Annotated in this window: 24 protein-coding genes; 15 read left to right on the forward strand and 9 right to left on the reverse strand. The window is 44.2% G+C overall.

All coding sequences use genetic code 11. The annotated features are described in order from the left end of the window. The first annotated feature begins 301 nt into the window (after nucleotides 1–301). The 7 genes from RTR63_RS05380 to radA all read left to right on the forward strand — a co-directional run bounded on the left by RTR63_RS05380 (nucleotide 302) and on the right by radA (nucleotide 6,112). Complete coding sequence (locus RTR63_RS05380; RefSeq protein ID WP_203171651.1) at nucleotides 302–1,270, forward strand: KpsF/GutQ family sugar-phosphate isomerase; 969 nt, start codon at nucleotides 302–304, stop codon at nucleotides 1,268–1,270. A gap of 57 nt (nucleotides 1,271–1,327) precedes the next feature. Next, entirely contained in the window at nucleotides 1,328–1,852 is a 525-nt protein-coding gene (locus RTR63_RS05385; protein WP_312523110.1) for a KdsC family phosphatase, read from the forward strand. 178 nt (nucleotides 1,853–2,030) lie between these two features. Then, nucleotides 2,031–2,603 carry an LPS export ABC transporter periplasmic protein LptC gene (gene lptC, locus RTR63_RS05390; RefSeq protein ID WP_007116348.1) on the forward strand — a complete coding sequence of 191 codons (573 nt, stop codon included), beginning with the start codon at nucleotides 2,031–2,033 and terminating at the stop codon, nucleotides 2,601–2,603. 183 nt (nucleotides 2,604–2,786) lie between these two features. After that, entirely contained in the window at nucleotides 2,787–3,296 is a 510-nt protein-coding gene (gene lptA, locus RTR63_RS05395) for a lipopolysaccharide transport periplasmic protein LptA (protein WP_312523133.1), read from the forward strand. 57 nt (nucleotides 3,297–3,353) lie between these two features. Beyond that, nucleotides 3,354–4,097 carry an LPS export ABC transporter ATP-binding protein gene (lptB, locus tag RTR63_RS05400; RefSeq protein WP_312523111.1) on the forward strand — a complete coding sequence of 248 codons (744 nt, stop codon included), beginning with the start codon at nucleotides 3,354–3,356 and terminating at the stop codon, nucleotides 4,095–4,097. Nucleotides 4,098–4,135: 38 nt separating this feature from the next. Continuing rightward, on the forward strand, nucleotides 4,136–4,570 hold the full coding sequence (locus tag RTR63_RS05405; RefSeq protein ID WP_312523112.1) for a PACE efflux transporter: 435 nt from the start codon (nucleotides 4,136–4,138) through the stop codon (nucleotides 4,568–4,570). A 144-nt stretch (nucleotides 4,571–4,714) separates the two neighbouring features. Continuing rightward, complete coding sequence (gene radA / locus RTR63_RS05410) at nucleotides 4,715–6,112, forward strand: DNA repair protein RadA (RefSeq protein WP_138019017.1); 1,398 nt, start codon at nucleotides 4,715–4,717, stop codon at nucleotides 6,110–6,112. Nucleotides 6,113–6,189: 77 nt separating this feature from the next. Here the strand turns inward: radA and RTR63_RS05415 are convergent, their stop codons facing one another. From RTR63_RS05415 to RTR63_RS05430, 4 genes are all read right to left on the reverse strand, one after another. Then, on the reverse strand, nucleotides 6,190–6,522 hold the full coding sequence (locus tag RTR63_RS05415; protein WP_096488671.1) for a hypothetical protein: 333 nt from the start codon (nucleotides 6,520–6,522) through the stop codon (nucleotides 6,190–6,192). Between the two features lie 228 nt (nucleotides 6,523–6,750). Continuing rightward, nucleotides 6,751–7,545, reverse strand: coding sequence for an ABC transporter ATP-binding protein (locus RTR63_RS05420; RefSeq protein WP_036593505.1), 795 nt, complete (start codon nucleotides 7,543–7,545; stop codon nucleotides 6,751–6,753). A 78-nt stretch (nucleotides 7,546–7,623) separates the two neighbouring features. Continuing rightward, nucleotides 7,624–8,529 (reverse strand): ABC transporter permease, encoded by a 906-nt coding sequence (locus RTR63_RS05425; protein ID WP_007116341.1) that lies wholly within the window; start codon nucleotides 8,527–8,529, stop codon nucleotides 7,624–7,626. Between the two features lie 180 nt (nucleotides 8,530–8,709). Next, nucleotides 8,710–9,702 (reverse strand): ABC transporter substrate-binding protein, encoded by a 993-nt coding sequence (locus RTR63_RS05430; protein WP_409418200.1) that lies wholly within the window; start codon nucleotides 9,700–9,702, stop codon nucleotides 8,710–8,712. 515 nt (nucleotides 9,703–10,217) lie between these two features. On the opposite strand from RTR63_RS05430, the gene RTR63_RS05435 reads away from it, so the two are divergent. Together RTR63_RS05435 and RTR63_RS05440 are read left to right on the forward strand one after the other, a co-directional pair. Next, entirely contained in the window at nucleotides 10,218–10,469 is a 252-nt protein-coding gene (locus tag RTR63_RS05435) for a hypothetical protein (RefSeq protein WP_312523114.1), read from the forward strand. 126 nt (nucleotides 10,470–10,595) lie between these two features. Next, nucleotides 10,596–10,727 (forward strand): hypothetical protein, encoded by a 132-nt coding sequence (locus tag RTR63_RS05440; protein ID WP_007116338.1) that lies wholly within the window; start codon nucleotides 10,596–10,598, stop codon nucleotides 10,725–10,727. 98 nt (nucleotides 10,728–10,825) lie between these two features. Here RTR63_RS05440 and RTR63_RS05445 read toward each other — a convergent pair whose 3' ends face one another. Then, nucleotides 10,826–11,884, reverse strand: a complete 1,059-nt coding sequence (locus tag RTR63_RS05445; RefSeq protein WP_312523115.1) for an ABC transporter substrate-binding protein — start codon at nucleotides 11,882–11,884, stop codon at nucleotides 10,826–10,828. A 453-nt stretch (nucleotides 11,885–12,337) separates the two neighbouring features. Between RTR63_RS05445 and RTR63_RS05450 the strand changes: the two genes are divergently transcribed. Beyond that, nucleotides 12,338–12,499, forward strand: a complete 162-nt coding sequence (locus RTR63_RS05450) for a hypothetical protein (protein ID WP_007116336.1) — start codon at nucleotides 12,338–12,340, stop codon at nucleotides 12,497–12,499. 149 nt (nucleotides 12,500–12,648) lie between these two features. Here the strand turns inward: RTR63_RS05450 and metG are convergent, their stop codons facing one another. Continuing rightward, entirely contained in the window at nucleotides 12,649–14,760 is a 2,112-nt protein-coding gene (gene metG / locus RTR63_RS05455; protein ID WP_312523116.1) for a methionine--tRNA ligase, read from the reverse strand. Nucleotides 14,761–14,972: 212 nt separating this feature from the next. Here metG and apbC point away from each other — a divergent pair, with 212 nt between their 5' ends. Continuing rightward, nucleotides 14,973–16,199, forward strand: a complete 1,227-nt coding sequence (apbC, locus tag RTR63_RS05460; protein WP_309596734.1) for an iron-sulfur cluster carrier protein ApbC — start codon at nucleotides 14,973–14,975, stop codon at nucleotides 16,197–16,199. A gap of 94 nt (nucleotides 16,200–16,293) precedes the next feature. Here apbC and RTR63_RS05465 read toward each other — a convergent pair whose 3' ends face one another. From RTR63_RS05465 to RTR63_RS05475, 3 genes are all read right to left on the reverse strand, one after another. Continuing rightward, the gene (locus tag RTR63_RS05465) at nucleotides 16,294–17,619 is read right to left on the reverse strand and encodes an LD-carboxypeptidase (RefSeq protein ID WP_312523119.1); all 1,326 of its coding nucleotides are present in this window, start codon (nucleotides 17,617–17,619) and stop codon (nucleotides 16,294–16,296) included. Nucleotides 17,620–17,680: 61 nt separating this feature from the next. Beyond that, complete coding sequence (locus RTR63_RS05470; protein WP_312523121.1) at nucleotides 17,681–17,968, reverse strand: hypothetical protein; 288 nt, start codon at nucleotides 17,966–17,968, stop codon at nucleotides 17,681–17,683. Between the two features lie 110 nt (nucleotides 17,969–18,078). Then, the gene (locus RTR63_RS05475; protein ID WP_312523122.1) at nucleotides 18,079–18,624 is read right to left on the reverse strand and encodes a hypothetical protein; all 546 of its coding nucleotides are present in this window, start codon (nucleotides 18,622–18,624) and stop codon (nucleotides 18,079–18,081) included. A gap of 135 nt (nucleotides 18,625–18,759) precedes the next feature. Between RTR63_RS05475 and dnaQ the strand changes: the two genes are divergently transcribed. The 4 genes from dnaQ (at nucleotide 18,760) to RTR63_RS05495 (ending at nucleotide 24,105) form a co-directional block, all read left to right on the forward strand. After that, on the forward strand, nucleotides 18,760–20,472 hold the full coding sequence (gene dnaQ, locus RTR63_RS05480) for a DNA polymerase III subunit epsilon (protein ID WP_312523124.1): 1,713 nt from the start codon (nucleotides 18,760–18,762) through the stop codon (nucleotides 20,470–20,472). A gap of 192 nt (nucleotides 20,473–20,664) precedes the next feature. After that, nucleotides 20,665–22,341 carry a hypothetical protein gene (locus tag RTR63_RS05485; RefSeq protein ID WP_312523125.1) on the forward strand — a complete coding sequence of 559 codons (1,677 nt, stop codon included), beginning with the start codon at nucleotides 20,665–20,667 and terminating at the stop codon, nucleotides 22,339–22,341. A gap of 18 nt (nucleotides 22,342–22,359) precedes the next feature. Then, complete coding sequence (gene nudC, locus RTR63_RS05490) at nucleotides 22,360–23,169, forward strand: NAD(+) diphosphatase (RefSeq protein ID WP_312523127.1); 810 nt, start codon at nucleotides 22,360–22,362, stop codon at nucleotides 23,167–23,169. 126 nt (nucleotides 23,170–23,295) lie between these two features. Continuing rightward, nucleotides 23,296–24,105, forward strand: a complete 810-nt coding sequence (locus RTR63_RS05495; protein ID WP_312523129.1) for an RnfABCDGE type electron transport complex subunit B — start codon at nucleotides 23,296–23,298, stop codon at nucleotides 24,103–24,105. Nucleotides 24,106–24,142 lie beyond the last annotated feature (37 nt).

The raw sequence follows: 24,142 nt of genomic DNA on the forward strand, positions 1-24,142 counted from the left end.
TTTTATAGCTTTTATAGCTTATCATTTATAGTGTATTTGGAACTGATTTAGCAATGCGTAGATTGTTAATATAAATTCGATGAAATGTTGTCAAAATATGTATTTTCGGACTTATCCCGTGAATATTGGCTGAAATTACGCTATGATAATCAGACTTTAAAAAATTTTAAATTTTTAGCTTTAAAGATTGTTTATGCTAACTATTAAACGCCCGAATAAGCGGATAGCGATAACCGCGTAAAGATAAGTGCCCGAAAAAAGCGCACCAACAGCCATCTTGAAAAATTAGTGAGGAATTATCTTGGATGCATCGGTTGATTATTTAAAGCATGCCAAAGACGCTATCAAAACAGAACAACATGCTTTAGATTTGCTGATTGAACAACTAGATGAACGATTTGTGACTGCTTGCCATTTGATTGAAAACTGTCAGGGGCGTGTGGTGGTGACAGGCATGGGTAAGTCAGGGCTTATTGGTCGCAAAATTGCAGCGACTTTTGCCTCAACGGGAACGCCGTCTTTTTTTATGCACCCTGGTGAAGCGGGTCATGGCGACCTAGGCATGTTGGTCAAAGGTGATGTGTTAATTGGCATCTCAAACTCAGGTGAGTCAGATGAAATCCGCACGTTACTGCCTGTGGTAAAAAAACTGGGCATTCCGCTCATTAGTATCAGCCGTGACAAACGCGGTATTTTGCCAAGATCTGCCGATGTGGCTTTGACTTTAGGGGCGTCTGAAGAAGCTTGTCCCCTTGGTTTGGCACCGACATCAAGTACCACAGCTACTTTGGCGCTAGGAGATGCGTTAGCGGTGGCGCTGGTGCATAGTAAGCATTTTACCTCAGAAGATTTTGCTTTATCGCACCCTGCAGGGGCATTGGGTCGCAAATTATTAACTCAAGTAAAAGACTTAATGCATGTAAATAACCTGCCAACCATTGATGAGCATTCGACGCTTAATGAAGCTTTGTTTAGCATGACGGGTGGCAGACTGGGGATGACGGTAATTACCAATGCGAACAATCAAGTCGTGGGTGTATTTACCGATGGCGACTTGCGCCGTGGCTTAGCGCGCCAATTGGGGCTTGATACGCCGATTAGTCAGGTGATGTCAACCAATCCAAAGTCCGTCAATCCTGATATGCGTGCGTCTGATGCGCTCACCTTAATGAATGAACAAAAGATAAATCAGCTATTAATCATTAATGATGATAAGACTTTAGCGGGTATTTTGACCTTGCATGAGTTACTGCATGCGGGTGTGAATTAATAGGCTTAAAATAACTACTTTTAAAGTAACTAGGCTTACAATAATAAGGATAAGGTCATGCAAAGTCTGCTCACTAAAGCAAAAAACGTTAAACTATTGGTCATGGATGTGGATGGTGTGTTGTCCGATGGAAAAATCATCTATGACGCCAATACGGTTGAAACCAAAGGCTTTAATGTTCAAGATGGCTTTGGTATTCAGCGTATTCACCAAGCAGGGATTCAAACTGCCATTATAACGGGTCGTACTAGCGACATTGTCACACATCGCGCCAAAGAATTAAAAATCACCCATCTCGTGCAAGGGCGGGAAGACAAATTGACGGCGCTCAATGAATTGTTAGCTAATATTGGTATTTTGCTAGCAGAATGTGCGTATATCGGTGATGATTGGCCAGATATCAAAGCCTTACAATCTGTCGGATTTGCTGTAGCAGTGGCAAATGCCAATGGTGAGGTCATCAAACGTGTGGATATGGTTACCACGCGCTCAGGCGGAGAAGGGGCAGTTCGTGAGTTATGTGATTTGATATTAAAAGCAACGGGTCATTACGATGATATTTTGGCCAGTTATGTGATTTAGGTTATATAACTTGGTTTAAGGGACTTATGCTAAGGGATTTGTTCTAAGTGATTTTTTTGAAAGTGATTTATTTTAAGTGATTTAGTTTAAGTGATTTGTTTTAAGTGATTTGGCGTATGCGGCTTAGTGTGGTAACGTCCGTTTTTATCAAATTTTTTGGCAATGTTAGGTGGCAATCGTGTCAACAAAAACGCTATTTATTTTAGGCTTATTATTTATTATCGTATCGGCCTATTTTTATACGCAAAACGATGCTCGCTTGACCCAAGTATCACTCAAACCGACCGATATTGATTACCAAGCAGAGCAAATTAAAGCGCTACAAACGACCGAAACAGGTAGTGTCGGCTATCAGTTAACAGCGGCGCAGGTAACCCATTACCAAAATGCCAATACCGCCGTGATGTCCAAGCCACAGATTGTTATCCGTCCAAAAAATGAGCGTGAAGTAACCTTGGTGGCAGACCAAGCACAATTGGATGAAAATAAGCAGATTGCCAAACTGATAGGTAACGTGACCTTAACCAGCGTTCCGTTGCTCACCCAAAATACTAGTATGTCGAATTTGCCCGTTAAAATGATAGGTAAAAACTTTGTCGGTGATTTGGTCAATAATACAGTAATGACTAATGAACCGCTGACCTTTATTCATGGGAATAATCGGTTTGATGCCAAACAATTTAGTGGTGACTTGGCAACGGGTGATTACGGTTTTGGACAAGTGAGTGTGATGATTCAACCTGCACAGTAGCTAACCCTATCTCTATGGAGTAGAGTGGCTACTGTTAAGATAGTCATTCAGTTGCGATGTTGACGGGATTTAAGTGAGTATCAAAAATCTTTAACTTCGGTGCTAATTTAATCTATATTGTTGATTTTAAAATTTTTATATAAAAGGTTTAACATGATTGTGGTGAAGACTCGACAATTAATAATGGCTGGCGGTGTGTCAATTGCTGGCATCCTTGCGGCATCGAACGTGGCAAACGCCTTGCCATCAGACGCCAATGAGCCGATTCGGTTGTTGGCAGACAAAGCGACGTACAGTGAGCGCTCTGGGGTGACAAGCTATACAGGCAACGTCACCATCAGCCAAGGCACGCTCAAAATGGCGGCGGATAATTTAACCGTCAATTTGACGCAAACCCGCGCCATCGAAAGCGCAGTCGCAACCGGGCGTCCTGCCACTATCCAACAAATTGTGACACAAGAGAAGGGCTTGGCTAAAGGTCAGGCGAATCGAATTGATTACAATGTCAAAACAGGGCTGGTCACCCTCACAGGTAATGCGCGTTTGACCCAAAATGGCGGTATTTTTTCTGGCAATGTCATCCATTACAGTCTAAAAGTGGGTGATATTGAGGCAAAAGCAGGGAATAACCAACGTGTTGAACTGGTGTTTCCGCCACAAGCGAGCAACCGTGTGGGCGTTCGCAATCGCTAGTATTGTTTAACTTGCTTTCGCTCTGTTCATTGCCATTGTTTAGTTCTAGGATTTATTATGTCGCAACCGCAAGCCAACCAGTCTCTAATCATGCAGCACCTTGCCAAACGCTATGGCAAGCGTTGGGTGGTTAAAGACGTGTCTTTTTCGGTAGAACAAGGACAAGTGGTTGGGTTACTCGGTCCAAATGGGGCGGGCAAAACCACCAGCTTTTATATGGTCGTTGGCCTGGTCAATATGGACAAAGGGCAAATACAGCTGGGTAATCGGGATTTGTCGGCATTGTCCATGCACGAGCGCGCCGCATCAGGCATTGGCTACTTACCGCAAGAAGCATCAATTTTTCGCAAATTAACTGTTGAAGAAAATATTTTATCGATTTTGCAGACTCGCACAGATTTAGATAAAGCGGGGCAGCAGCAGCAACTTGAGCAGCTGATTGGGGAATTTAATTTGGGTCATGTGCGCCACTCATTAGGGATGAGCGTGTCAGGCGGTGAGCGCAGACGCTGTGAAATTGCCCGCAGCCTTGCCTCAAACCCCAAGTTTATTTTGCTTGACGAGCCTTTTGCGGGAGTCGACCCGATTTCGGTAGGCGATATCAAAGAGGTAATCATTAAGCTTAAACAGCGCGGTATCGGCGTACTCATCACCGATCATAATGTACGTGAGACTTTGGCTATCTGTGAACATGCCTATATTGTCAGTGAAGGACAAATTATTGCGGCAGGTACACCAGAGCATATCTTAGACAATGAGTTGGTACGTAAAGTGTACTTGGGTGAAAACTTCATGGTCTAGCAAGCAGAGTTTAGTAAGATTGTTCAAGGCAAAACGTGATGACAACCAAAGCACGCATCTGGCAAGCGATTTTATTTGAGACAATCGCCATACTGCTATCATTAGGCTGGGTAAAATTACTCAGCTTTTTTGGCTTTACGGGTAGTGAGTCTCAGCATAACGCAAGTATATTGGCGTTGCTGATTGGCATTTCGCTCATCGCCATGATTTGGACATTTATTTATAACTTATTGTTTGATAAATTTTTTACCGGTGAAAAACTGGCTCGACCGCTATGGCTACGGGTACTGCATATACTGGGTTTTGAAGGTGGCTTGTTGGGCTTTACCTTACCACTGGTCATGTGGGTGATGAATATTGGTCTGTGGCAAGCGTTTTTGCTCGATATTTCGTTGACCCTACTTATTTTGGTGTATGGGTTTATTTTTTACTGGATTTATGACCTAGTCGCCCATAAATATAGTCACAAATAACAGCAATCCTGCGTGTCAAAACTTGTGTGTCAAACATAGCTCGCTATACCTAATTTCATTGCATAGCATAGTTTATCCCTCTCACCACCACTAATACGCTTTAAGTTTCTTTATTCTTTAATTTTTCTTTGCAAATTGGAATCTATGGCAAAATCAAAATCATCCTACGTATGCCAACAGTGTGGCGCAAATTTCGGCAAATGGTCGGGACAGTGTGCCGAATGTGGCGCATGGAATAGCCTTGTCGAAGCGCCGACGGTCAGCATGCCACATCATAAACCCGTCACCAAAAAAGCCAGCAACTACGCGGGCGAACAATCGAGCGTCATGCCACTTAATGCCGTGCCTATGTCGCTCGATACTAGGCTACCAACGGGTGTTGGTGAGTTTGATCGGGTGTTAGGCGGTGGCTTGGTGGCAGGTTCTGTGGTGCTGATTGGGGGTGATCCGGGTATTGGCAAATCAACTATCTTGCTACAGACGGCGATTCACATGGCAGAAAATCAAAGTCTCGCCGGAAGTGCACTGTATATTACGGGTGAAGAATCGTTGTCACAGGTGGCGATGCGGGCTAGTCGTTTGGGGCTACCCAATAACAACTTAAAAGTATTGGCAGAAACCAATGTTGAAATGATTTGCCAGGCCTTGACCCAAGAGCAACCAGCCGTCGCCATCATTGACTCAATTCAGACTTTGTTTACCGAAGCTATCCAATCCGCACCAGGCGGGGTCAGTCAAATTCGTGAATCAGCGGCGATTCTGACGCGCTATGCCAAGCAAACGGGTACAGCGTTATTTTTGGTCGGGCATGTGACCAAAGAAGGGGCGCTGGCAGGCCCTCGCGTGCTAGAACATATGGTGGATGCGGTACTGTATTTTGAAGGGCAATCGGACAGCCGTTTTCGAATGATTCGTGCGGTAAAAAATCGTTTTGGTGCCGTCAACGAGTTGGGCATTTTTGCCATGACGGACGCAGGACTCAAAGAAGTGGCAAATCCATCGGCGATATTTTTAAGTCGTTATGATAAACCGATTGCAGGCTCAGTGGTCATGGTTAGCCGTGAAGGTACCAGACCGCTACTGGTTGAAGTACAAGCGCTAGTGGATGAATCGCAAGGACAACCTAGGCGCATGGCACTAGGTTTAGATTATCAGCGCTTAGCTATGTTGCTGGCAGTCATGCACCGTCATGGCGGTATCCAAACCAATGGGCAAGATGTGTATGTCAATGTGGTAGGCGGGGTCAAGGTGCTTGAAACAGGCTCAGATTTGGCGGTGCTATTAGCCTGTGCGTCTAGCATTAAAGAAAAGCCTTTACCTTATACCCTAGCGGTATTTGGTGAAGTGGGGTTGTCTGGTGAAATCAGACCTGTTCCCAATGGTCAAGAACGTCTAAAAGAAGCGGTGAAACATGGCTTTACCCATGCGATTGTACCCAAAGCCAATGCCCCAAAAACGCAATTAGAGCAATATCAAGGTCTCAAAATCATCGCGGTTGAGCGATTAGATGATGCGATTGATAGCGCCTTTAATTCTCTATAAATAAAGGAATCATCTATAAATAAAAGACATAAAAAAAGCTGAAATGTTACTTTTCAGCTTTTTTATGATTGACTTTTTTATTCTGCATCTGCGGCAAAATTAAAGTATTTGGATTGACTGCCAATGATTTTTTCAACCGCTTCAATCACTTCATCCACCACATCATCATACACGCCATAGTGAAGCTCATTGCGAAACGAGGTAAACGGGCTTTTACGTAGACCTGAACGCACTTCGGTGATACCATTTTTATGGTAAATAAAATCAACTTTACCATTGGTGTTTAGTACACAGCTTAACCGTCCATCTTTTACCATCATATCCACGCGCTCTGGCATAAAGATGTATTCATTGACATTTAACGTTTTGTCTTCGACAGCTTTCGTAACAAGTGATTTTAAATCAAACATAGTGACCTCAAAGGATATTGTTTTTTATAATTAAAATTTAGGGAAAATAGCAGTATTGTCACTGCTTGCTTATCCAGTGTTATTATGAAGAATTAATTTATCACTGTGTGTAAAAAAATGGATAACTTATGTTATCCATCCTCATCTTGTTAAACGCTAGCGTTTATTTAACTTATTCTATTTAACCCATCGCATTTAACCCACCGTATTTGATTGGGCCCAGTTAAATTAGCTCAAAATTAAGCTATCATCTTCTACCACTTCGCCGCGGGTGCGTTCAAACATATTGAGTAAATCATGAACAGTCATGCCTTTGCGTTCATCGCCTGATACGTCTAGTACCACTTGCCCTTGGTGTAGCATGACGGTGCGCGTGCCGTGATTGAGCGCTTGCTGCATGGAGTGAGTGACCATCATGGTAGTGAGGTTATTTTCTTGGACGATTTTATCGGTCAGTTCCAAGACGAAAGCGGCGGTTTTTGGGTCAAGGGCAGCCGTGTGTTCATCGAGTAGTAAAATTTTCGACGGCTGCAGGGATGCCATTAATAGGCTAACGGCTTGGCGTTGCCCGCCTGATAATAAACCCATACGGTCAGTGAGTCGATTCTCTAACCCTAATTTTAAAATCGCCAGTTTTTCACGGAAAATTTCACGGTTTTTGTGATTCAATGCGCCTTTTAAAAAACGCGATTCGCCACGCTTGTAAGCAAGTGCCATGTTTTCTTCAATGGTTAAGGCTTCACAAGTACCTGCCATTGGGTCTTGGAAAACGCGCGCTACCCAGTGTGCCCGTTGGTGGGCAGATTTTTTGGTGACGTCAATATTGTTTAAGGTAATTTTGCCGCTATCGACCCGAATAGTGCCAGCGACGGCATTTAAAAACGTCGACTTACCTGCGCCGTTGGTACCAATGACCGTGACAAATTCACCTGCTTCAATACGCAGGCTGATGCCACGTAAGGCAGGGTTCTCAATCGGTGTACCAGGATTGAAGGTCAATCGTAAGTTGTCTGCGTTCATCATAAGGCATTGTCCTTTTACTTTACTTTTACTTTATAAGTTGTTAAGTGCCAAAGTTAAAATCAACTATTTGATACCAAGTTAAGCGGCATGCTTATGGCGATTGCTCAAAATTTTTGATTTGATTTTTGGCAGGATTAAAGCAATCACAACCAGTAGTGCGGTGACTAAGTTAACATCTTGAGGACCAAAACCAATCGCACGTAAGGTATCATTTGACAACGCAATTTGGATAAAGAATTTATAAAGAATCGCCCCGACAATAGCAGATAGGGTAATCCACAGCATTTTTTTGGCAGGGATGATGGTTTCACCAATGATAACGGCAGCAAGACCAATCACAATGGTGCCAACACCAATGGAAATATCGGCACCGCCTTGGGTTTGCACAAAAATCGCACCAGCAAGCGCAATCAGCCCGTTAGAAATCGCCATCCCAAGCAAGATACTTCGAGAGGTAGCAATCCCTTGTGCTTGTGACATTCTAAGGTTAGAGCCAGTTGCCCGCATCGCCAAGCCCATCTCAGTGCTAAAAAACCAATCCAAGAAAAACTTGGCAGCAATCACCACACCACCAATGACCACACAGCGCATCCAATAGCCGTTACTATCAGTCACCAGTTCGCCAAATATCGTTGGCTCACCGAGCAATGGCAAGTTTGGCGCTTGCATAATACGCAAATTGACGGCATACAGCGCTACCATGACTAAAATACTGGAGAGCAACTGTAAAATACCAAGTTTGACATGTAGCCAAGCCGTTACCAAACCTGCAACACCGCCAGCAAGCATACCAAAGATACAAGCCAGCCAAGGGTTGACATCCGCAATGATTGCCACGCCTGCGACAGCACCGCCTAAGGGAAAACTACCATCCGCGGTCAAATCTGGAAAATCTAACACCCGAAATGAAATGTATACGCCCAAAGCCACTAACGCATAGATTAGACCGCTTTCTAGAGCACCAAATAAAGCAAGTAACGACATAACTGTTCACACAAAAAAGTAAAGACCGCTTGTTAATTTAACAAGCAGTCAGGTGTTAAGGTAAACCAAGTGGCATTAAGCGTAATGCGACTAAAGTACAAATACGCGCTTTGAAACTTTAGTTGCCACTGGGAAATTAAATTTGCAATCACATTAAAACAGCTAACATTAACGAATGATTTATTGTTTAGCTTTTGGCGCAGGTTCTACTTGTGCTGCCTGACTAATTAAATCTTGTGGCAGCGTAATACCGACTTCTTGCGCGTGTTTTGGGCTAAGGTATAAGTCAAGCTTATTCATCGTGATAGGCTTGATGGTACCCGGTTTTTCACCTTTTAAAACGCGTCCAACGATTTTACCTGTTTCGATGCCCAAATTTTTGTAGTTGATACCCATTGCCGCGACTGCACCACGGGCAACGGAGTCAGTATCGGACGCCACTAGAGGGACTTTGATTTCTTTAGCCGCTTGGTAAAGCGACTCATAGGCGGATACCACGTTGTTGTCAAGTGAGGTATAGATGAGCTGAACTTTACCTTGTAGACCGCGAGTTGCTTGTGGAATATCGGTAGTGCGCTGTGCAGGTGCTGCAACGATGCTGATACCCATAGGTTTAAATTTTGTTTCAAGCGCTTTCAGTACTACGGTTGAGTTGACTTCGCCTGGGCTGTATACATAGCCGACTGATTTGAGATTTGGTACGACTTTTTTCATCAGCTCAATCTGTGGCTCAAGTGGCAACATGTCTGATGCGCCTGTCACGTTGGTGCCAGAGGCTTCCCAAGATTTTATCAGTTTCGCTTCGACAGGGTCGGTAACCGCAGAGAAGATAACAGGTATTGAGTTGGTCGCTGCAATGACGGATTGCGCCGATGGGGTGGCAATGGCAACGATGGCATCGGGTTTATCCGCGGCAAATTGTTTGGCAATCTGACCGGCAGTCGCCGTATTGCCTTGGGCTGATTGGAAATTTACTTTTAGGTTTTGACCTTCTTTAAAGCCTTCGTTGCCAAGCTCTTCAATCACACCTTGACGAACGGCATCTAATGCGGGGTGCTCAACGATTGCCGTGATAGCAACAGACTTGGTATCGCCTGATGCAGCTGTCGTTGCGCTTGCTGTGCTTGCAGTACTGGCATCAGCTGTTTTATTGTTAGATTGGCTGCAACCCATCAGGCTTGCCATACAAATTCCACCTAGCATCATTGCTTTGGTCAAACGAGAAACACCAAATATAGCGTTCAACATATATCACTCCAAAAATCCATCCATAGGGTAACAATTAAAAAGGTTATAAAAAGGTAAATCTTAAAAAGGAAAATCTTACACTTCAATAACAATATCCTACAGCATTGTTAAACATTATTTACATTTTATCAGCTAATTTTGCAGTCGCATAGCGTTATATGTATTAGGCAAGTTTGCCAATCATGATTAAAGCTTTGGGTAACTGCTTAAAAAGGCATTTTCTGATAAATTCCTATAACATAACAATCTGCCTCATTTCGCTAATGTATCATTTTTTAATAATAATTCGCTAAGTCATCAGCTAATTAATAAGTTATCGCGCATTGTTTTTAAGTAGAAAGAAAATTACCACAGCATTGTCATATTAAGTTACATTTTAATTTTATAATATAGCTTCATACAAAATTACTTATACAAGGTACAGACAAAGGTGTATAACAATGAAAAAATCGACATTATTAACTAGCTTACTTTTAGCGGGCTCGTTCGTGGCTTCACCCGTTGTTTTGGCAGACCCTGGTCATAGTAAGGCTCAATATAAACAAGACAAAAACTGGAAACAGCAACAAAAACACTATAAAGATGACCGTAAAGAAAACCAACGTTACAACACAAACCATGATAGAGACCGCGACAGAGGTGATAATCGATACTACGATAGTCGTACGGGTCGCTACCTAACCCATGATTAGTATCGCCAATTACCCCCAGGTCTACAAAAAAATGTCGCACGTGGTAAAGCGGTACCACCAGGCTGGGCAAAAAAACTAGACAGTCGTTATTACAGCGTCAAGCGATATAATGACCGTAATGTCTATGTGTTAAATAACAGTGCTTATCGCCAGGCGAAGGTTATCAGTCGCCCGCGTCCAGGTGAAGTGCGCCTACGTGTTGACAACCGCGTACTTGATGTCATTGAAGCGACACGTGTTATTTTAAATGTGCTTTAAATTTTTAAATATGCTTTAAATAAGGCATCGTTTCACTGCCCAGTTTGAAGAACCCGTCTATTTAGTTAGGCGGGTTTTTTCTTATTTACCCATAGCGATTATTTGTCAATTTTTCGCTCGGGTGTGGTATCAACGTTAATCGCGCCTTTTAATAGTTCAGGATTTAGTGTTAAACCTTGTGCTTGGGCGTGTTTTGGGCTCACGTATAAAGTTAATTGGTTCATCACTTCGGGTTTAACTTGAGTGACAGGTGTACCATCCAAAATTTTGCCTACCATTTTGCCTGTGGTACGCCCAAAGTCATAATCATTGACACCGAGTGCTGCCGTAGCGCCGCGGCGGACGCTAAACTCATCAGAGGCGATGATGGGAAGTTTTAGTGCATTGGCTGATTGCACCATCGATTCAAATGCCGATGCCACATTATTGTCCATTGAGGTATAAATCAACTGGGCTTTGCCGCCAAGACTGTTAGTTGCCATGGCAATATCAGTCGGACGGTTGGCTGGGATATCCACTAAGTTCATGCCACGCTCTGGCAGCGCAATGTTGAGTTTATCTCGCAGCGCCACTGAATTCATTTCACCTGCGCTAAACACATAGCCAATGGATTTGGCTGACGGCATGATTTTTTGTATAAAGTCAAGCTGCGGTGCTAGCGGTAATTGGCTGGATAAACCTGTGATGTTGGGCTGAGTCGGGGTGTTTTGTTGAGTAATGAGTTTGGCGGCAACAGGATCTGACACCGCTGTATAAACAATCGGTATCTCTTTGCTAGCGGCAGCCAACGACTGAGCGGTAGGGGTGGAGATTGCCACGATAGCATCAGGTTTGTCAGCAACAAATTGTTTGGATATTTGTCCTGCCGTTGCCGTATTGCCTTGTGCAGATTGAAAATTTACCGTCAGATTTTGCCCTTTGATATACCCTTCAGCAGCCAATTCATCAAGGATACCTTGGCGAATGGCGTCGAGCGATGGGTGCGCCACAATCGCAGAAATGGCGATAGTTTTATTGGGTTTTTGGTTGGCAGTGGCTGAGGGTTTGCTAGCCGTGTCTGCAGCTTGCGCGGATGGTTTCTGAGGTGAGCAGGCGGCTAAAGATAAACCAAGAAGGGCGCAGATAGCGGATAATTGACCGCGTTTGAATGACAACATAGTATTCCCCAATCATCAAAATTGTTTTGTGAGCAGAGTATATCATTTCAACGTACTAGTTTGCTATAACATAAATGAAAGTTTGCTATCTTCTATACATATCATACATAAGTTTTTTTATTGCTTAGCGGTTTTTATGAACATTAGTCTTTTAAAAAATGTTGTAAATATTGCTGTCTGAGTAGGTTTAATTACATAAAGCGCTTAATGGAAACAAAAATACCTTAATTGAAACATAAAGAATCAAAATAATTGGATATTTCATGAAATTGTCATAATAAAATGGTATGAAAATCTTTCGATATCTTTTAGAATACAACTTCTACTCGCAGCATTATTTATCTTTTTTAAACGATTCGTTGCAGCGTTGATTAAGTTAAACATGTCTGTGCTTAGTAAAGGTAAATGATTCACAGATGGAATCATCGTACACTAACTCAACAAGGAGGCTATATGAACTCATCAAACTTGATGGCAGGCGTATTAGTAGTTGGTGCTATTCTACCTTCGGCTGAAGCACCCCATTATTGCCAATACAATAAGTCAGCTAATCCGGTTAGAGCCAATCGAAAATCTATACCTGTTCGCATTAGCGTTAGCAAAAGCGACCGTTAATCGGGCTACATTATCGATTTTTTGATATTTAGGATAGCTTAATAAAAAAACCGCTGGTAATTATCAGCGGTTTTTTGTTGTGATCAAAAAAATGATTAAGAATGTGTCAAAATGTTTCAGCTCATCGCAATCAATCACAGTTAAGCCCATTAAGCAAGGGTCGCACCCGCAGGGATATGGTCATCTAGCGTAACCACGGTCAATTGACCGGCTTTTTCAGCCGATAAAATCATACCTTCAGAAATACCAAACTTCATTTTTCGTGGCGCAAGGTTAGTGACGCAGACCACAGTCTTGCCCACTAATTGTTCAGGGTTATAAAATTTGGCGATACCGCTAAACACATTGCGCGTTTTCACATTGCCCTGCGCATCTGTCTCACCCACATCTAGGGTAAATTGCAGCAATTTATCTGCACCTTCCACGTTATTGCAGGCTAGCACTTTTGCTACGGTCATCGTGACTTTGGCGAAGTCATCGATACCAATCAATGCTGTATCGCCAGTGGATTGTTCGCTAGCGGCGGCTTTGGTTTTGCTCGCGCCCGCTTGCCCAGTTGCGGCTTGATTGGCGATAGCAGGCTGCTTGTTTAAATCTTCTTTTGAAGCGTCCACCATCGCAGCAACTTTATCTTTGTCAACCCGCTGCATCAATGGGGTAAAGGCGTTGATGGTATGCCCGACCAATAACGCATGACGGCTATCAAAATCTAGGCTGTCAACATTGAGAAAAATTCGTGCTTTCTCACACATCAATGGCAATACAGGGGCAAGATAAACCACCAATTGACGGAAGATATTAAGCGCGACGGTACACACCGCTTGTACTTCATCTTGTTGACCTTCGACTTTGTTGAGTGCCCACGGTTTTTTGTCATCGATATACTCATTGGCTTTGTCTGCACACGCCATAATCAGACGCATGGCTTTGCTAAATTCGCGCGCTTCATAAGCGGCAGCGATGTCTTCGCCCGCATCAATGATTTGTTGCACCAAAGCAGGCTCGCTGATTGTCAATGCCAGTTTACTGCCATGATTTTTATGGATAAACCCTGCGCAGCGGCTAGCGATATTGACGACCTTACCCACCAAGTCTGAATTGACTTTTTGCATGAAGTCTTCAAGATCCAGATTGATGTCTTCGACGCTGGCTGATAATTTGCTAGCGAAGTAGTAACGCAAGTATTCAGGGTCAAGGTTTTGTAAGTAGGTATCGGCTTTGATAAAGGTGCCGCGAGATTTACTCATTTTCTCGCCATTGACGGTCAAGAAGCCATGCGCGTTGATGGCAGTGGGTGTTCTAAATCCTGCGCCTTCAAGCATAGCTGGCCAAAATAGGGCGTGGAAATACACAATATCTTTACCGATAAAGTGATAAACTTCCGTGTTGTTATGATTTTCTTTTGACCAATACTCATCAAAATTTAAGCCTAACTGCGCACCTTCTTGGTCACACAAGTTTTTGAAACTTGCCATATAACCAACAGGCGCATCCAGCCACACATAAAAATACTTGTCTGGTTCACTGGCTGGGGTGTTTGGGATTTTAAAGCCAAAATACGGCGCATCACGGCTGATATCCCAGTTGGCAAGCCCTGCATCAAACCATTCTTGTAATTTGTTGGCGATAGAGGTCTGCAGGCGACCTTCTTTACGCGTCCAATCTTGCAAAAATTCGGTAAAGTTTGGCAGGTTAAAGAAATAATGGATGGATGATTTTAAAACAGGTGTTGCACCTGAAAGCGTTGAGTAAGGATTTTTGAGTTCGGTGGCATTGTAGGTCGTGCCGCAGACTTCGCAGTTGTCTCCGTATTGGTCTTTTGCGCCGCATTTTGGGCATTCGCCTTTGACAAAACGGTCTGCCAAAAACAAGCCTTTTTCTGGGTCATACAGTTGTTCAACTGCTTTGTGCGAGATATGCCCGTTTTCATACAAGCGATTATAAATCAGCTGAGAGTAATGCTCATTTTCAGGGCTATGGGTTGAGTAGTAGTTGTCATAATCAATTAAAAATCCCGCAAAGTCTTTTTCATGTGAGGCTTTGACATCAGCAATAAAACTCTCAGGGCTAACACCTATCTCTTCAGCTTTCATCATGATAGCAGTGCCGTGGGCATCATCAGCGCAGACATAAGTGACCCGATGCCCCATCGCTTTCATGGCACGCACCCAAATGTCGGTTTGTATATGTTCAAGCAAATGTCCAAGATGAATAAAACCGTTAGCATACGGTAACGCGCTGGTAACTAAAATTTTTCTCACAATACACCTGTTATTGATTTGTTTAAAAAAACGTTATTATTGCTGTATGATAGCTTAAATCGCATCATTTCCCAACCAATGGGCATCAATCAAACAAGAAAAATTACTTTTCACACAGATATGTTCAATCTGTCTCTGTGAAAATTGGCAATAAACCCCACTTAACAGTGGTTAAAATCGTTAAAATAACAACATTGGGGTAAGCAACTATCATGTTCAACTTTATCAAACCAAAAACCGTGGCAACAGTGGATGAGTCCACGCTTAATCAGTTATTTGATGACTACCGCGTCAATAACCAGCCAATTCGCCAGTATGTCAAAGGGGTTAAACAGCAAGGTAATAGTCTGACATTGGATTTGCGCTTGCCTGATGACTGCAATCCTGAACAAATCCATCATGATTTGAGCCAAAAGCTACATATTCATGGGGTCAGTGAAGTGAATATGAATATTACCTTGTTTGACAGCACTACTGCGCCAAAACCTACCACCAAAGGCAGTGGCTCAACCCTACCCAAAACCACCAATGCCATGCCACCCGTCACTCAGGCCGCGCCACAAAGTGACAAATTAGTCACAGAAACCCCTGAACCTGCGATTGCCAAAAAAGCCACCACCCAAGCAGAATTAACACCGCATCCACGTATCGAGCATATTATTGTGGTAGCTTCGGGCAAAGGCGGCGTTGGCAAATCGACGACGACGGTGAATATCGCCTTGGCGCTGCAAAAACTGGGCAAACGCGTGGGCGTGTTGGATGCCGATATCTATGGCCCCAGTATTCCAAGTATGCTTGGCGTGGCAGGTCAGCAGCCGCAGCTGGAGCATGAGCAATTTGTACCGATTGCAGCGCAAGGTATGCCGATGCTATCTATCGGTAGCTTGTTGAGCGATGACACTACCCCGATTGCTTGGCGCGGTGCCAAAGCCACAGGCGCACTGATGCAGCTTTACAATCAAACCAACTGGCCAAATCTGGATTATTTGGTGATTGATATGCCACCTGGGACGGGGGATATTCAGTTGACGCTCGCCCAACGTATTCCTGTGACCGGTGCGGTGATTGTGACCACCCCCCAACATATTGCCTTACTGGATGCGCAAAAAGGCATTGAGATGTTCCGCAAAACCCATATCCCTGTGCTGGGCGTGGTAGAGAATATGGCGCTGCATACTTGTAGTAGCTGTGGTCATACCGAAGCGATTTTTGGCGAAGGCGGCGGTGATAAAATGGCAGCACAGTATCAAGTGCCACTACTGGGGCAATTACCACTGGCAAAAGGCATCCGCGAGCAAGCCGATAAGGGCGAGCCGTCCGTGATTGCCAATCAAGGCGCAGGCGATGAATTTGCCGACTATTATCTCAATATCGCTAAAAATATCGAAGCCAATATCGCCAAATTTGCCAAAACGCATGATAACAATCGGATTTTCTAGCGCGATTGGACAGTCAAAGAATATGTGTTAAATAAACCTGTTTGGGTAGCATACAAACAGGTTTTAACTAACATACATAAGACACCGCTATACCCTAGACCAACAATTGGCGTAAATCTAAATTGCCAAAGTTTGCATCGGTTTTAAGATGATAAAACTGGTTGAATGTCGCTTGATAGCCACTACCCACATTGTCAAGTGTGACAGGAACGCCTAACGGAAAATTAATGCGTCTTGCTACATGCCCAAAGGGGAAATCTGTGTAGATGGGTCGCCCTGTCGTTTGTTGGATGGTACGGATGACGGTATCAAAGGTGTAATCGCCATTGTAAGCATCACTGATGCCGCTAAAATTAAATTTGCCCAACACAATCGCTTGCTGTTTTGCCACAATACCTGATAACACCAAGGTTTGTAACATACGCTCGATACGGTACGGCTGCTCACCGGTATCTTCCAAAAACAAAATCCCGTTGTCGATAGTTGGCATATACGGCGTGCCCACCATTGCAGATAACACGCTAAGATTACCGCCCCATAAGATGCCTTTTATCGGCTTAGCCAAGGGACGCGCAGTGTCACGATAAAGCTGAGTTTCTGGCACTTGGATACGCAGCTGGTTTTGGGTACAAAGGTTGATAAAACTTTGGATGGTATCAGTATTCACCTCTGTTTTGCCAAAGTCACTACTGAGCATTGCCCCTGCCACATAGGGGAGATGACCTTTGGCGTACATGGCAAGCTGCAAGGCAGTAAAATCACTAAATCCCATCAATAGTGTACTGCGATCTTTGAGTTTTTGCGTCAGCGTTCGCCACTGCTGATCACTTAGTTTGTTGAGCAAACGCATCGCGCCATAGCCGCCGCGCACGCCGAGTAATATCTTAGGCAATTGGTGTAAAGGTTGATTGAGTAACGCGGTAATATCGCCCAATCGCTCACTGTCTGAACCTGCAAAGCGCAAATAACGTCGGCTAATCACTTCTGGATTGTCGATATAAAATCCCGCTTGGGTGAGCCGGTGAAGCGCCAGTAAGTTACGCTGTTCATCACTGCCAAATCCCGATGGTGCTACCAGATGGAGGTGGACGCCGCGACCTTTGAGTGCTTCACAATTGGCTTTGATGGTCGCAAAGTCCCATTGGGGCCATTGGGGATTGATGGGCACTGTTTCCATGGGCGTATTGCCATTGGGCATAGCGCCGGGCTCGCCAAAAGCCATGTTATCAGCATCATTGTTTGACCCATACCGCTGTGAAGGTTGGCTAATCACTTGCCCGCCAATGGTCAAATCCGCTTTTGCACCCGTTACCGTCGCTGCCGATAGCGCTATGCCTGTTTTTAGCAGTCGACGCCGCGTCAAGCCAGCCAAGTGGGTGGTAGTCATGTGGGCGTGAGTATTCGCCATTTTTTGAGACATTTTATTATCCAAACAAATTCATCGACTTACAAAAAATCATGGTTCAACTAATCGGGTATGTTTAATCCGGTAGATTCATCTTATTGTTGGTATCTGCCGAAATACCATAGTAAAAGACCCCTGTCGCCACCAAACTCGATACCAACACAAACATCATATCAAGCGCAGCTTTGTGCATAACATATAAATTCAATAGCGCAAAGACCACGAGCGCGACCACAAAAAAAATCGCCGAGTATTGCCATTTTTTATCAGTTGGGATGGCGGCGTCTTTGTAGTGGAAATGACGGATACTAAAGCCACTAGTGTATGCCACCAAGCCCAGCACTAACCATGCAAAAAAATTCATCGCTTATTCTCTATTAATCGTTTGGGTTAAAATTTGGATGAGACGTATTAACTCAAGCATCAAATCAAGCAGCAAACCAAGCTCATCAAGTCAAGCAGCAACTCAGGTGATTACAGTTTGGTGGTTTGCTCGCATGCCACTTTATAGACAGTATTGCTACCTTTGTAGATATAACCCAGATAGGGACTGTCAAATTGCGGGTTTAGGCTTGCAAAACTATCGGTGATTTTGGCGAGCACGAACACGCGGTCGGGACGGGCAATGATTTTTTCTAAGTATTGATGTTCATCGGCTTTGATGTCAAAGTATTTTTGTATATCTGGGCTGTCAGTTGCGATGACTTGCATGGCTTCAGGTTTGTCCCAGTTTTTGCTGGGGTCGTTAAACTCGCGCATTTGCATGGCATAGTTGTCACCATTTTTGATGATTTTGATTTGGGCAGGTTCTGTATGGCTGACTGTGTAACAGCCCACAAACACATCATCGCTAGCGGCAGGTTGTGATAACGCTGGCGACTGTTTTGCGCCATCGCTGCTAGTTGTTGCAGGGGATTGGGGCTTGTTACAAGCCGTCAAATTTAGGCTTAGCGCACAGACCATAGCCATACCCACCTTGGTCAACACAGCTGACACGAGCGCACGAGATTTTTTTTGCATAGACGTCCTTTAAACCTGCAGATAGCAACTATAGGCGGTTATTATAGACGTTTTGGCATGGCTTTTTATGCTTTTTTTTCTTATACTGAGGGCTGTTTTTTTGATTGTTTTGCTGTTTTATATGGGTTGTTATCTATGTCAAATCATGCCTTAACGCCCCTTGTGGGTCGAACCCTTGCTTACACTGATGGCGCCTGCCGTGGCAATCCTGGTAAAGGCGGCTTTGGTGCTGTGGTGATTTTACCTACGGGTGAGCAAATTGATATTTGCGGGGGTGAGGCGCATACCACCAACAACCGCATGGAGCTGATGGGTGCGATTGCGGCACTGGAAAACAGCCCAAAAGCGTTACCGATTCAAATCTGGTCAGACTCTAGCTATGTCATCAAAGGCATCAGCGAATGGCTGGCAGGGTGGAAAAAGAAACATTGGAAAAATGTCAAAAATGTGGAATTATGGCAGCGACTTGATAAGCTGTGCGAGCAGCGACAAATTGACTGGCAATGGGTCAAAGGACACGCCGATCATGATGGCAATGAATATGCCGATAAGCTTGCAAACCAAGGCATAGACCAACTGCCCAAAAGCTTTAACAAAGTGATTAAACACCTATCCAATCCTACCACTGATTTAGATGTTAAATCGGATTTTAGTGATAAAAACCCTGATTTTGATAGTAAAAAAAAAGACCCGCGCATGAATCCAATGTCAACCGATAACAACTTAGTCCTCAATCACTCAGCGTTAACCCGAGATTTTAGCGATGCGTCTTTTGATGACGTGCAAGATATGGCGTTTGCCGATAGTGAGATGATGGGGGATATCTTTTTGCAGGCACTTAACGGTGAGCCAGCCCCAAGCACTATTCACACAAACACTATTCAAACAAGCAAGGCTCAAACCAGCCGTACTCAAGCTAGCCATACTCAAACTAGCATCGATGTATCAACTCAGTCATCGTTTGGGGGACAGGCAACTCACTTACCAACAAGTGCTAACCCATATTTTGCGGTGTTCACCAACCCACAAGGGCAATTTGTCGCGCAAGATGATAGCTTGATTGCTCAGCGTCCAGCGTTTAATGGTATTACCAGTCAGCCTAACCCGACTTTTATACCTTTATTACCCATCGCCAAACACAAAGGGACTGCCAATCGCCAGCTGATTCTCGATACTGAGACCACAGGGTTTGAAGCGCAAAATGGTGACCGTATCATTGAGGTCGGTATCGTTGAGATGATTAATCGACGTTTTACCGGTGAAAAACTGCATGTCTATATCAACCCAAAAATTGAGATGGGTGAGGAAGTCATTCGCGTTCATGGCATTCACAATGTGTTTTTAAATGATATGCCCGTGTTTGAGCAAGTTGGTGAAGCGATTTATGACTTTTTGCAAGGCGCAGAACTCATCGCGCATAATGCAGGGTTTGACATGAGCTTTTTGCAAGCTGAGTTTGCGCGACTTGGCTTGCCCGATATCCACCAAACCGTCACCGTGACAGACAGCCTTGCCATCGCCAAACGCATGTTCGCAGGGCAGCGCAATACATTGGATGCGCTGGTGAAACGTCTCAATGTCGGTAAACAAGACCGTACCTTCCACGGCGCGTTACTCGATGCCGAGATTTTAGCAGAAGTGTATCTGGCGATGACAGGCGGACAGGTAGCATTAGCCATCGATGATGATGTCGGTGGCGGTGTCGGCGGCGCAACTGTGCATCAGCGTTTTAGCACGACTATCAAGCGCTTTTTGGCAAGTAGTGATGCTGAGCAGGCGCATCTTGAATGGCTTAACGCCTTAAAAGATAACAACCCACAGCTGGCTGAAAACTGGGCGAGTGTTTAACCATAAAAAATGCCTCATTAAATTTTATAAAGGCATTTATTTGATGGGCAAAATTTCATGATAAAGTGTAATTATTGTGCTGGTATTAACACTTTGACATAGACACTGGCATAGGGACGTCTTACAATAATCAGCAATAAGCGTAGCTGTCATTTTACCTTTATCACCTTAAAATCATTTTGGATAAAAAACATGAGTCTGCCAAGTCCTAACTCACAAAAACTAACGGCCACCAATTTTGATTTGCCTTCATTGCATTTATTAAGACCTGAGATTGCCGTGACGCTACATGATGCCGAAATGCATTTAAGTGAGTTTAATGACGACAGTAGTCAAGCGCCTTTGCTACTTGATTCCGTGGATACCTTGGCGCAACTGGCAAAAGTATTGCGGTTGATTCAATTAGAGGAAGGCTATGAACTTGCCAATAGTCTATCGGCAGGACTGCAAAAACTCTATGAGGAGCGCGACCAACCCAATAATGACATGATGATGGATGTGTCAGAAGGTATCATGACGTTGGCGCGTTATATCGAGTTTGTATTACTTAAAGAGACCATTGAACCTTCGTTGTTGTTGCCGATTATCAATCAACTTCACAGCGATTTGAATCAGCCAGCACTGCAGCTATCAGACTTAACTGCCAACAAAAACAGCAGTATCGCGATTGCCAATCCAGAACAAAATTACCAACCGTTAAAATCACTCGGCATTGACCCAAAAAAATTGGTGGAAGCTTATCGCGCAGGCCTGAGCGTAGCACTTACTGCACACAGCAATCAATTATCGCCTAAAGAGCGAGACAAACTCAAAGCCATGCAAGCTGCGTGTGAAATGGTTTCAAAACGTACCGATAGTTTGTTTTGGCATGCTGCTGATGCGGCGGTATCAGATTTGGCAGGGGCTTTACCGCTTAGCAACCTGCAAAAGCGTGCGCTCATTTTTGTTGAACAACAATTTAATGATTATCTACCTGTCCATGATTCTCGCTTTGCGGATTTGGTACAATTTGCCAGTTCAAGAGATAGCCAGCTTGCCTTGCAAGTTCAGCACAAATTCTCGGCCAATACCTTAGATGAAACCCAGTTAACAGCCATGCGCCGCTTCTTATTTGGACCTGACCGTGAAGTGACCAGTGCGCTTAACCAGCTCATCCAGCAAGAAATTGATTTGATTAAATCTGCCAGTGACAGTTATGCCCGCCAAGTTAATCTCAATTCAAGTCCAGATGAGATTGATAGCATGGCGCAGCATTTGCATGATTTAAGTAGCGTGTTTAAAACCTTAAATTTAAATGAGGTGAGTGCAGCGCTGACTCAACAAATTGGCAAAGTAAAAACTTGGACGCAGCCAACGCCTGATGATTTTGATGGATTGCTTGGCACTTTAATGATGGCGGAAAATGCGGCGATTAATCTGGCGAAATCACATACCTCAGGTGCGGTGACATTGCCTGTGTACAACCAGACTATTTCGCTACATCAAATCGAAACGGCTCACAACACGCTCGTCCAAGAAAGCCGTACCGCGATTGCCACCATTGAAACTGCGCTCAATGATTATCTAAATGACACCGACAAAGATATTTTACATATCACGCCTGTGCCTGATATCATGCGCACTATCTCGGGTGCTTGCTTATTTTTAAAATTACCTCGACAAAGCCAACTGCTCAAACGCGGTGCCACAGTGCTACAAAACTTAATCGAGCAACAGGGTCGCGAGTTGTCAGAGTATCAGCTTGCTAAAATTGCCGATATTGTGATGTCAGCAGATTATTATCTAGAAAGTCTTGAAACGAACAAACCCGCAGGCAATCATGCAATGTATGTAGGCTATCGCAGCTTACAACACATGCTTGTGGCTTAAAGTAATTTGGTAACCAATATGACCGCATTACACCATGATTTGCTTATTTGTGATAACGATAAGTTCGCCTGTATAGGCGGACTTCCTTTTTTTTATCGTTGTGAGGACGTGCCCGCTCAGGCCGTTAAAGTGGACACAGATGAGGCAGGCAACAGTATTTATGCCATTGCCCATCAAGATATCGACTTGTCACAATTGCCAGAAGAAATTACAGGACAGATTGAGTTTTTGCGCTTTCGACATCTGATTGGCAGCCTTGATGCGCTACAAACCAGCCAATTAGCCAAAGCCATGCAGTTGTTACGCTGGCGTCAAGACCATCAATTTTGTAGCCGCTGCGGTACGCCCACGGAGTTACACCCCATTGAAAATGCGACCGTTTGCCCCAACTGCCATTATCACCAGTATCCCCGAGTACAGCCTTGTATCATCACCGCCATCATCAAAACCAGCGCGGATAAACCACAGATTTTGTTGGCGCATCATCTACGGGCGACAGATAGCAAAATGTATACCGTGCTGGCAGGTTTTGTGGAAGTGGGTGAGAGCTTAGAGCAATGCGTGCATCGTGAAGTGATGGAAGAGGTGGGGTTATCTGTCAGCAATTTGCGCTATTTTGGCAGCCAACCGTGGCCTTTTCCCAGCAATTTAATGGTAGGCTTTATTGCAGAATACCAAAGTGGCGATATCACCATAGATAACAATGAGCTGATGGATGCCCAATTTTTTGATGTAGATAGTTTAGATGAAAACGGCCCTGTCATTCCGCCAAAAGGCACGATTGCTTACCAACTGATCGAATGGGTCAAACAGCATTACCAATCTTAAACGGATTGATTAAGTGATTTGTCTTCATTATTTGTCTTGATGATTTGTATTAATAGGTTATAGGCGAAATAGGTATGCGCTATGCTAAAATATACACTGATGATTATAGTGAATAAAAATTGAGCCATGTCTGATAGCCAACCTGTTTTCAAGGTACCTAATCTATTTAATACGTTAAACTTAAATAGCCTAAGTATCGAGCATCAACGATTAATACAACAAATCGACCAAGTCCTGCCGCAAACCCAATGCGGGCTATGCGGTCATCCTGAAGGCTGTCTGCCGTATGCCACCGCCATTGTCACACTGGGCGAATCGCATAACCAATGCGTGCCCGGTGGACAATCAGTTACTGACCAAATCGGCAAGTTGCTTGGGCGTATCCCACTGACAGCTGAAGCCTCAAAGTGGCAAACCGATCCCGCTACCAATCGTCCGATGGAAATGCGAGCCATCATTCGAGAAGAAGATTGCATTGGCTGTACCAAATGTATTCCTGCGTGTCCTGTCGATGCCATTATTGGCTCGGGCAAACGTATGCACACCATTTTTACCGACCTATGCACAGGCTGTGAGCTGTGTTTGCCACCCTGTCCAGTGGACTGCATCGAGCTGGTGCCCTTCACACGGTTGATGGATGACGCGACAAGGCAAACCGAACAAGACGGATTACGCGCGCGCTATTACGCGCACCTTGACCGTATCGAACGCCAAGTCAATGACAATACCAATGCCAAACCTGTGGTCAGTATGGTACAAGCCAAACTCAATGATATCAAAGTCGATATCGATGAAGCAGCGGCTAAAAACGCCATTGAAGCAGCAAAACTACGCACCCAAATCAAAAAATTAGAAAAACAACTTGCCGTACGCGCTGATGATAACAAACAAGCCTTGGTGCAAGCCTTGCAGCAGCAACTTGCGACATTGCCATAATCTAAAGAGTGCATAATGGTTGCCAACATCAAAGCAA

The organism is Moraxella sp. CTOTU47724, from assembly GCF_032014955.1.
GTDB lineage: Bacteria > Pseudomonadota > Gammaproteobacteria > Pseudomonadales > Moraxellaceae > Faucicola > Faucicola tetraodonis.

What these genes read in the sequence shown, in the direction of transcription:
- dnaQ (WP_312523124.1), top strand. Translation starts at nt 18,760, where the DNA reads ATGTCAAATCATGCCTTAACGCCCCTTGTGGGTCGAACCCTTGCTTAC.
- RTR63_RS05405 (WP_312523112.1), top strand. Translation starts at nt 4,136, where the DNA reads ATGACAACCAAAGCACGCATCTGGCAAGCGATTTTATTTGAGACAATC.
- apbC (WP_309596734.1), top strand. Translation starts at nt 14,973, where the DNA reads ATGTTCAACTTTATCAAACCAAAAACCGTGGCAACAGTGGATGAGTCC.
- lptA (WP_312523133.1), top strand. Translation starts at nt 2,787, where the DNA reads ATGGCTGGCGGTGTGTCAATTGCTGGCATCCTTGCGGCATCGAACGTG.
- RTR63_RS05435 (WP_312523114.1), top strand. Translation starts at nt 10,218, where the DNA reads ATGAAAAAATCGACATTATTAACTAGCTTACTTTTAGCGGGCTCGTTC.
- RTR63_RS05470 (WP_312523121.1), bottom strand. Translation starts at nt 17,968, where the DNA reads ATGAATTTTTTTGCATGGTTAGTGCTGGGCTTGGTGGCATACACTAGT.
- RTR63_RS05450 (WP_007116336.1), top strand. Translation starts at nt 12,338, where the DNA reads ATGAACTCATCAAACTTGATGGCAGGCGTATTAGTAGTTGGTGCTATT.
- RTR63_RS05415 (WP_096488671.1), bottom strand. Translation starts at nt 6,522, where the DNA reads ATGTTTGATTTAAAATCACTTGTTACGAAAGCTGTCGAAGACAAAACG.
- RTR63_RS05425 (WP_007116341.1), bottom strand. Translation starts at nt 8,529, where the DNA reads ATGTCGTTACTTGCTTTATTTGGTGCTCTAGAAAGCGGTCTAATCTAT.
- RTR63_RS05420 (WP_036593505.1), bottom strand. Translation starts at nt 7,545, where the DNA reads ATGATGAACGCAGACAACTTACGATTGACCTTCAATCCTGGTACACCG.
- lptB (WP_312523111.1), top strand. Translation starts at nt 3,354, where the DNA reads ATGTCGCAACCGCAAGCCAACCAGTCTCTAATCATGCAGCACCTTGCC.
- RTR63_RS05465 (WP_312523119.1), bottom strand. Translation starts at nt 17,619, where the DNA reads ATGTCTCAAAAAATGGCGAATACTCACGCCCACATGACTACCACCCAC.
- RTR63_RS05485 (WP_312523125.1), top strand. Translation starts at nt 20,665, where the DNA reads ATGAGTCTGCCAAGTCCTAACTCACAAAAACTAACGGCCACCAATTTT.
- RTR63_RS05445 (WP_312523115.1), bottom strand. Translation starts at nt 11,884, where the DNA reads ATGTTGTCATTCAAACGCGGTCAATTATCCGCTATCTGCGCCCTTCTT.
- radA (WP_138019017.1), top strand. Translation starts at nt 4,715, where the DNA reads ATGGCAAAATCAAAATCATCCTACGTATGCCAACAGTGTGGCGCAAAT.
- RTR63_RS05495 (WP_312523129.1), top strand. Translation starts at nt 23,296, where the DNA reads ATGTCTGATAGCCAACCTGTTTTCAAGGTACCTAATCTATTTAATACG.
- RTR63_RS05475 (WP_312523122.1), bottom strand. Translation starts at nt 18,624, where the DNA reads ATGCAAAAAAAATCTCGTGCGCTCGTGTCAGCTGTGTTGACCAAGGTG.
- nudC (WP_312523127.1), top strand. Translation starts at nt 22,360, where the DNA reads ATGACCGCATTACACCATGATTTGCTTATTTGTGATAACGATAAGTTC.
- RTR63_RS05385 (WP_312523110.1), top strand. Translation starts at nt 1,328, where the DNA reads ATGCAAAGTCTGCTCACTAAAGCAAAAAACGTTAAACTATTGGTCATG.
- RTR63_RS05430 (WP_409418200.1), bottom strand. Translation starts at nt 9,702, where the DNA reads ATGGGTTGCAGCCAATCTAACAATAAAACAGCTGATGCCAGTACTGCA.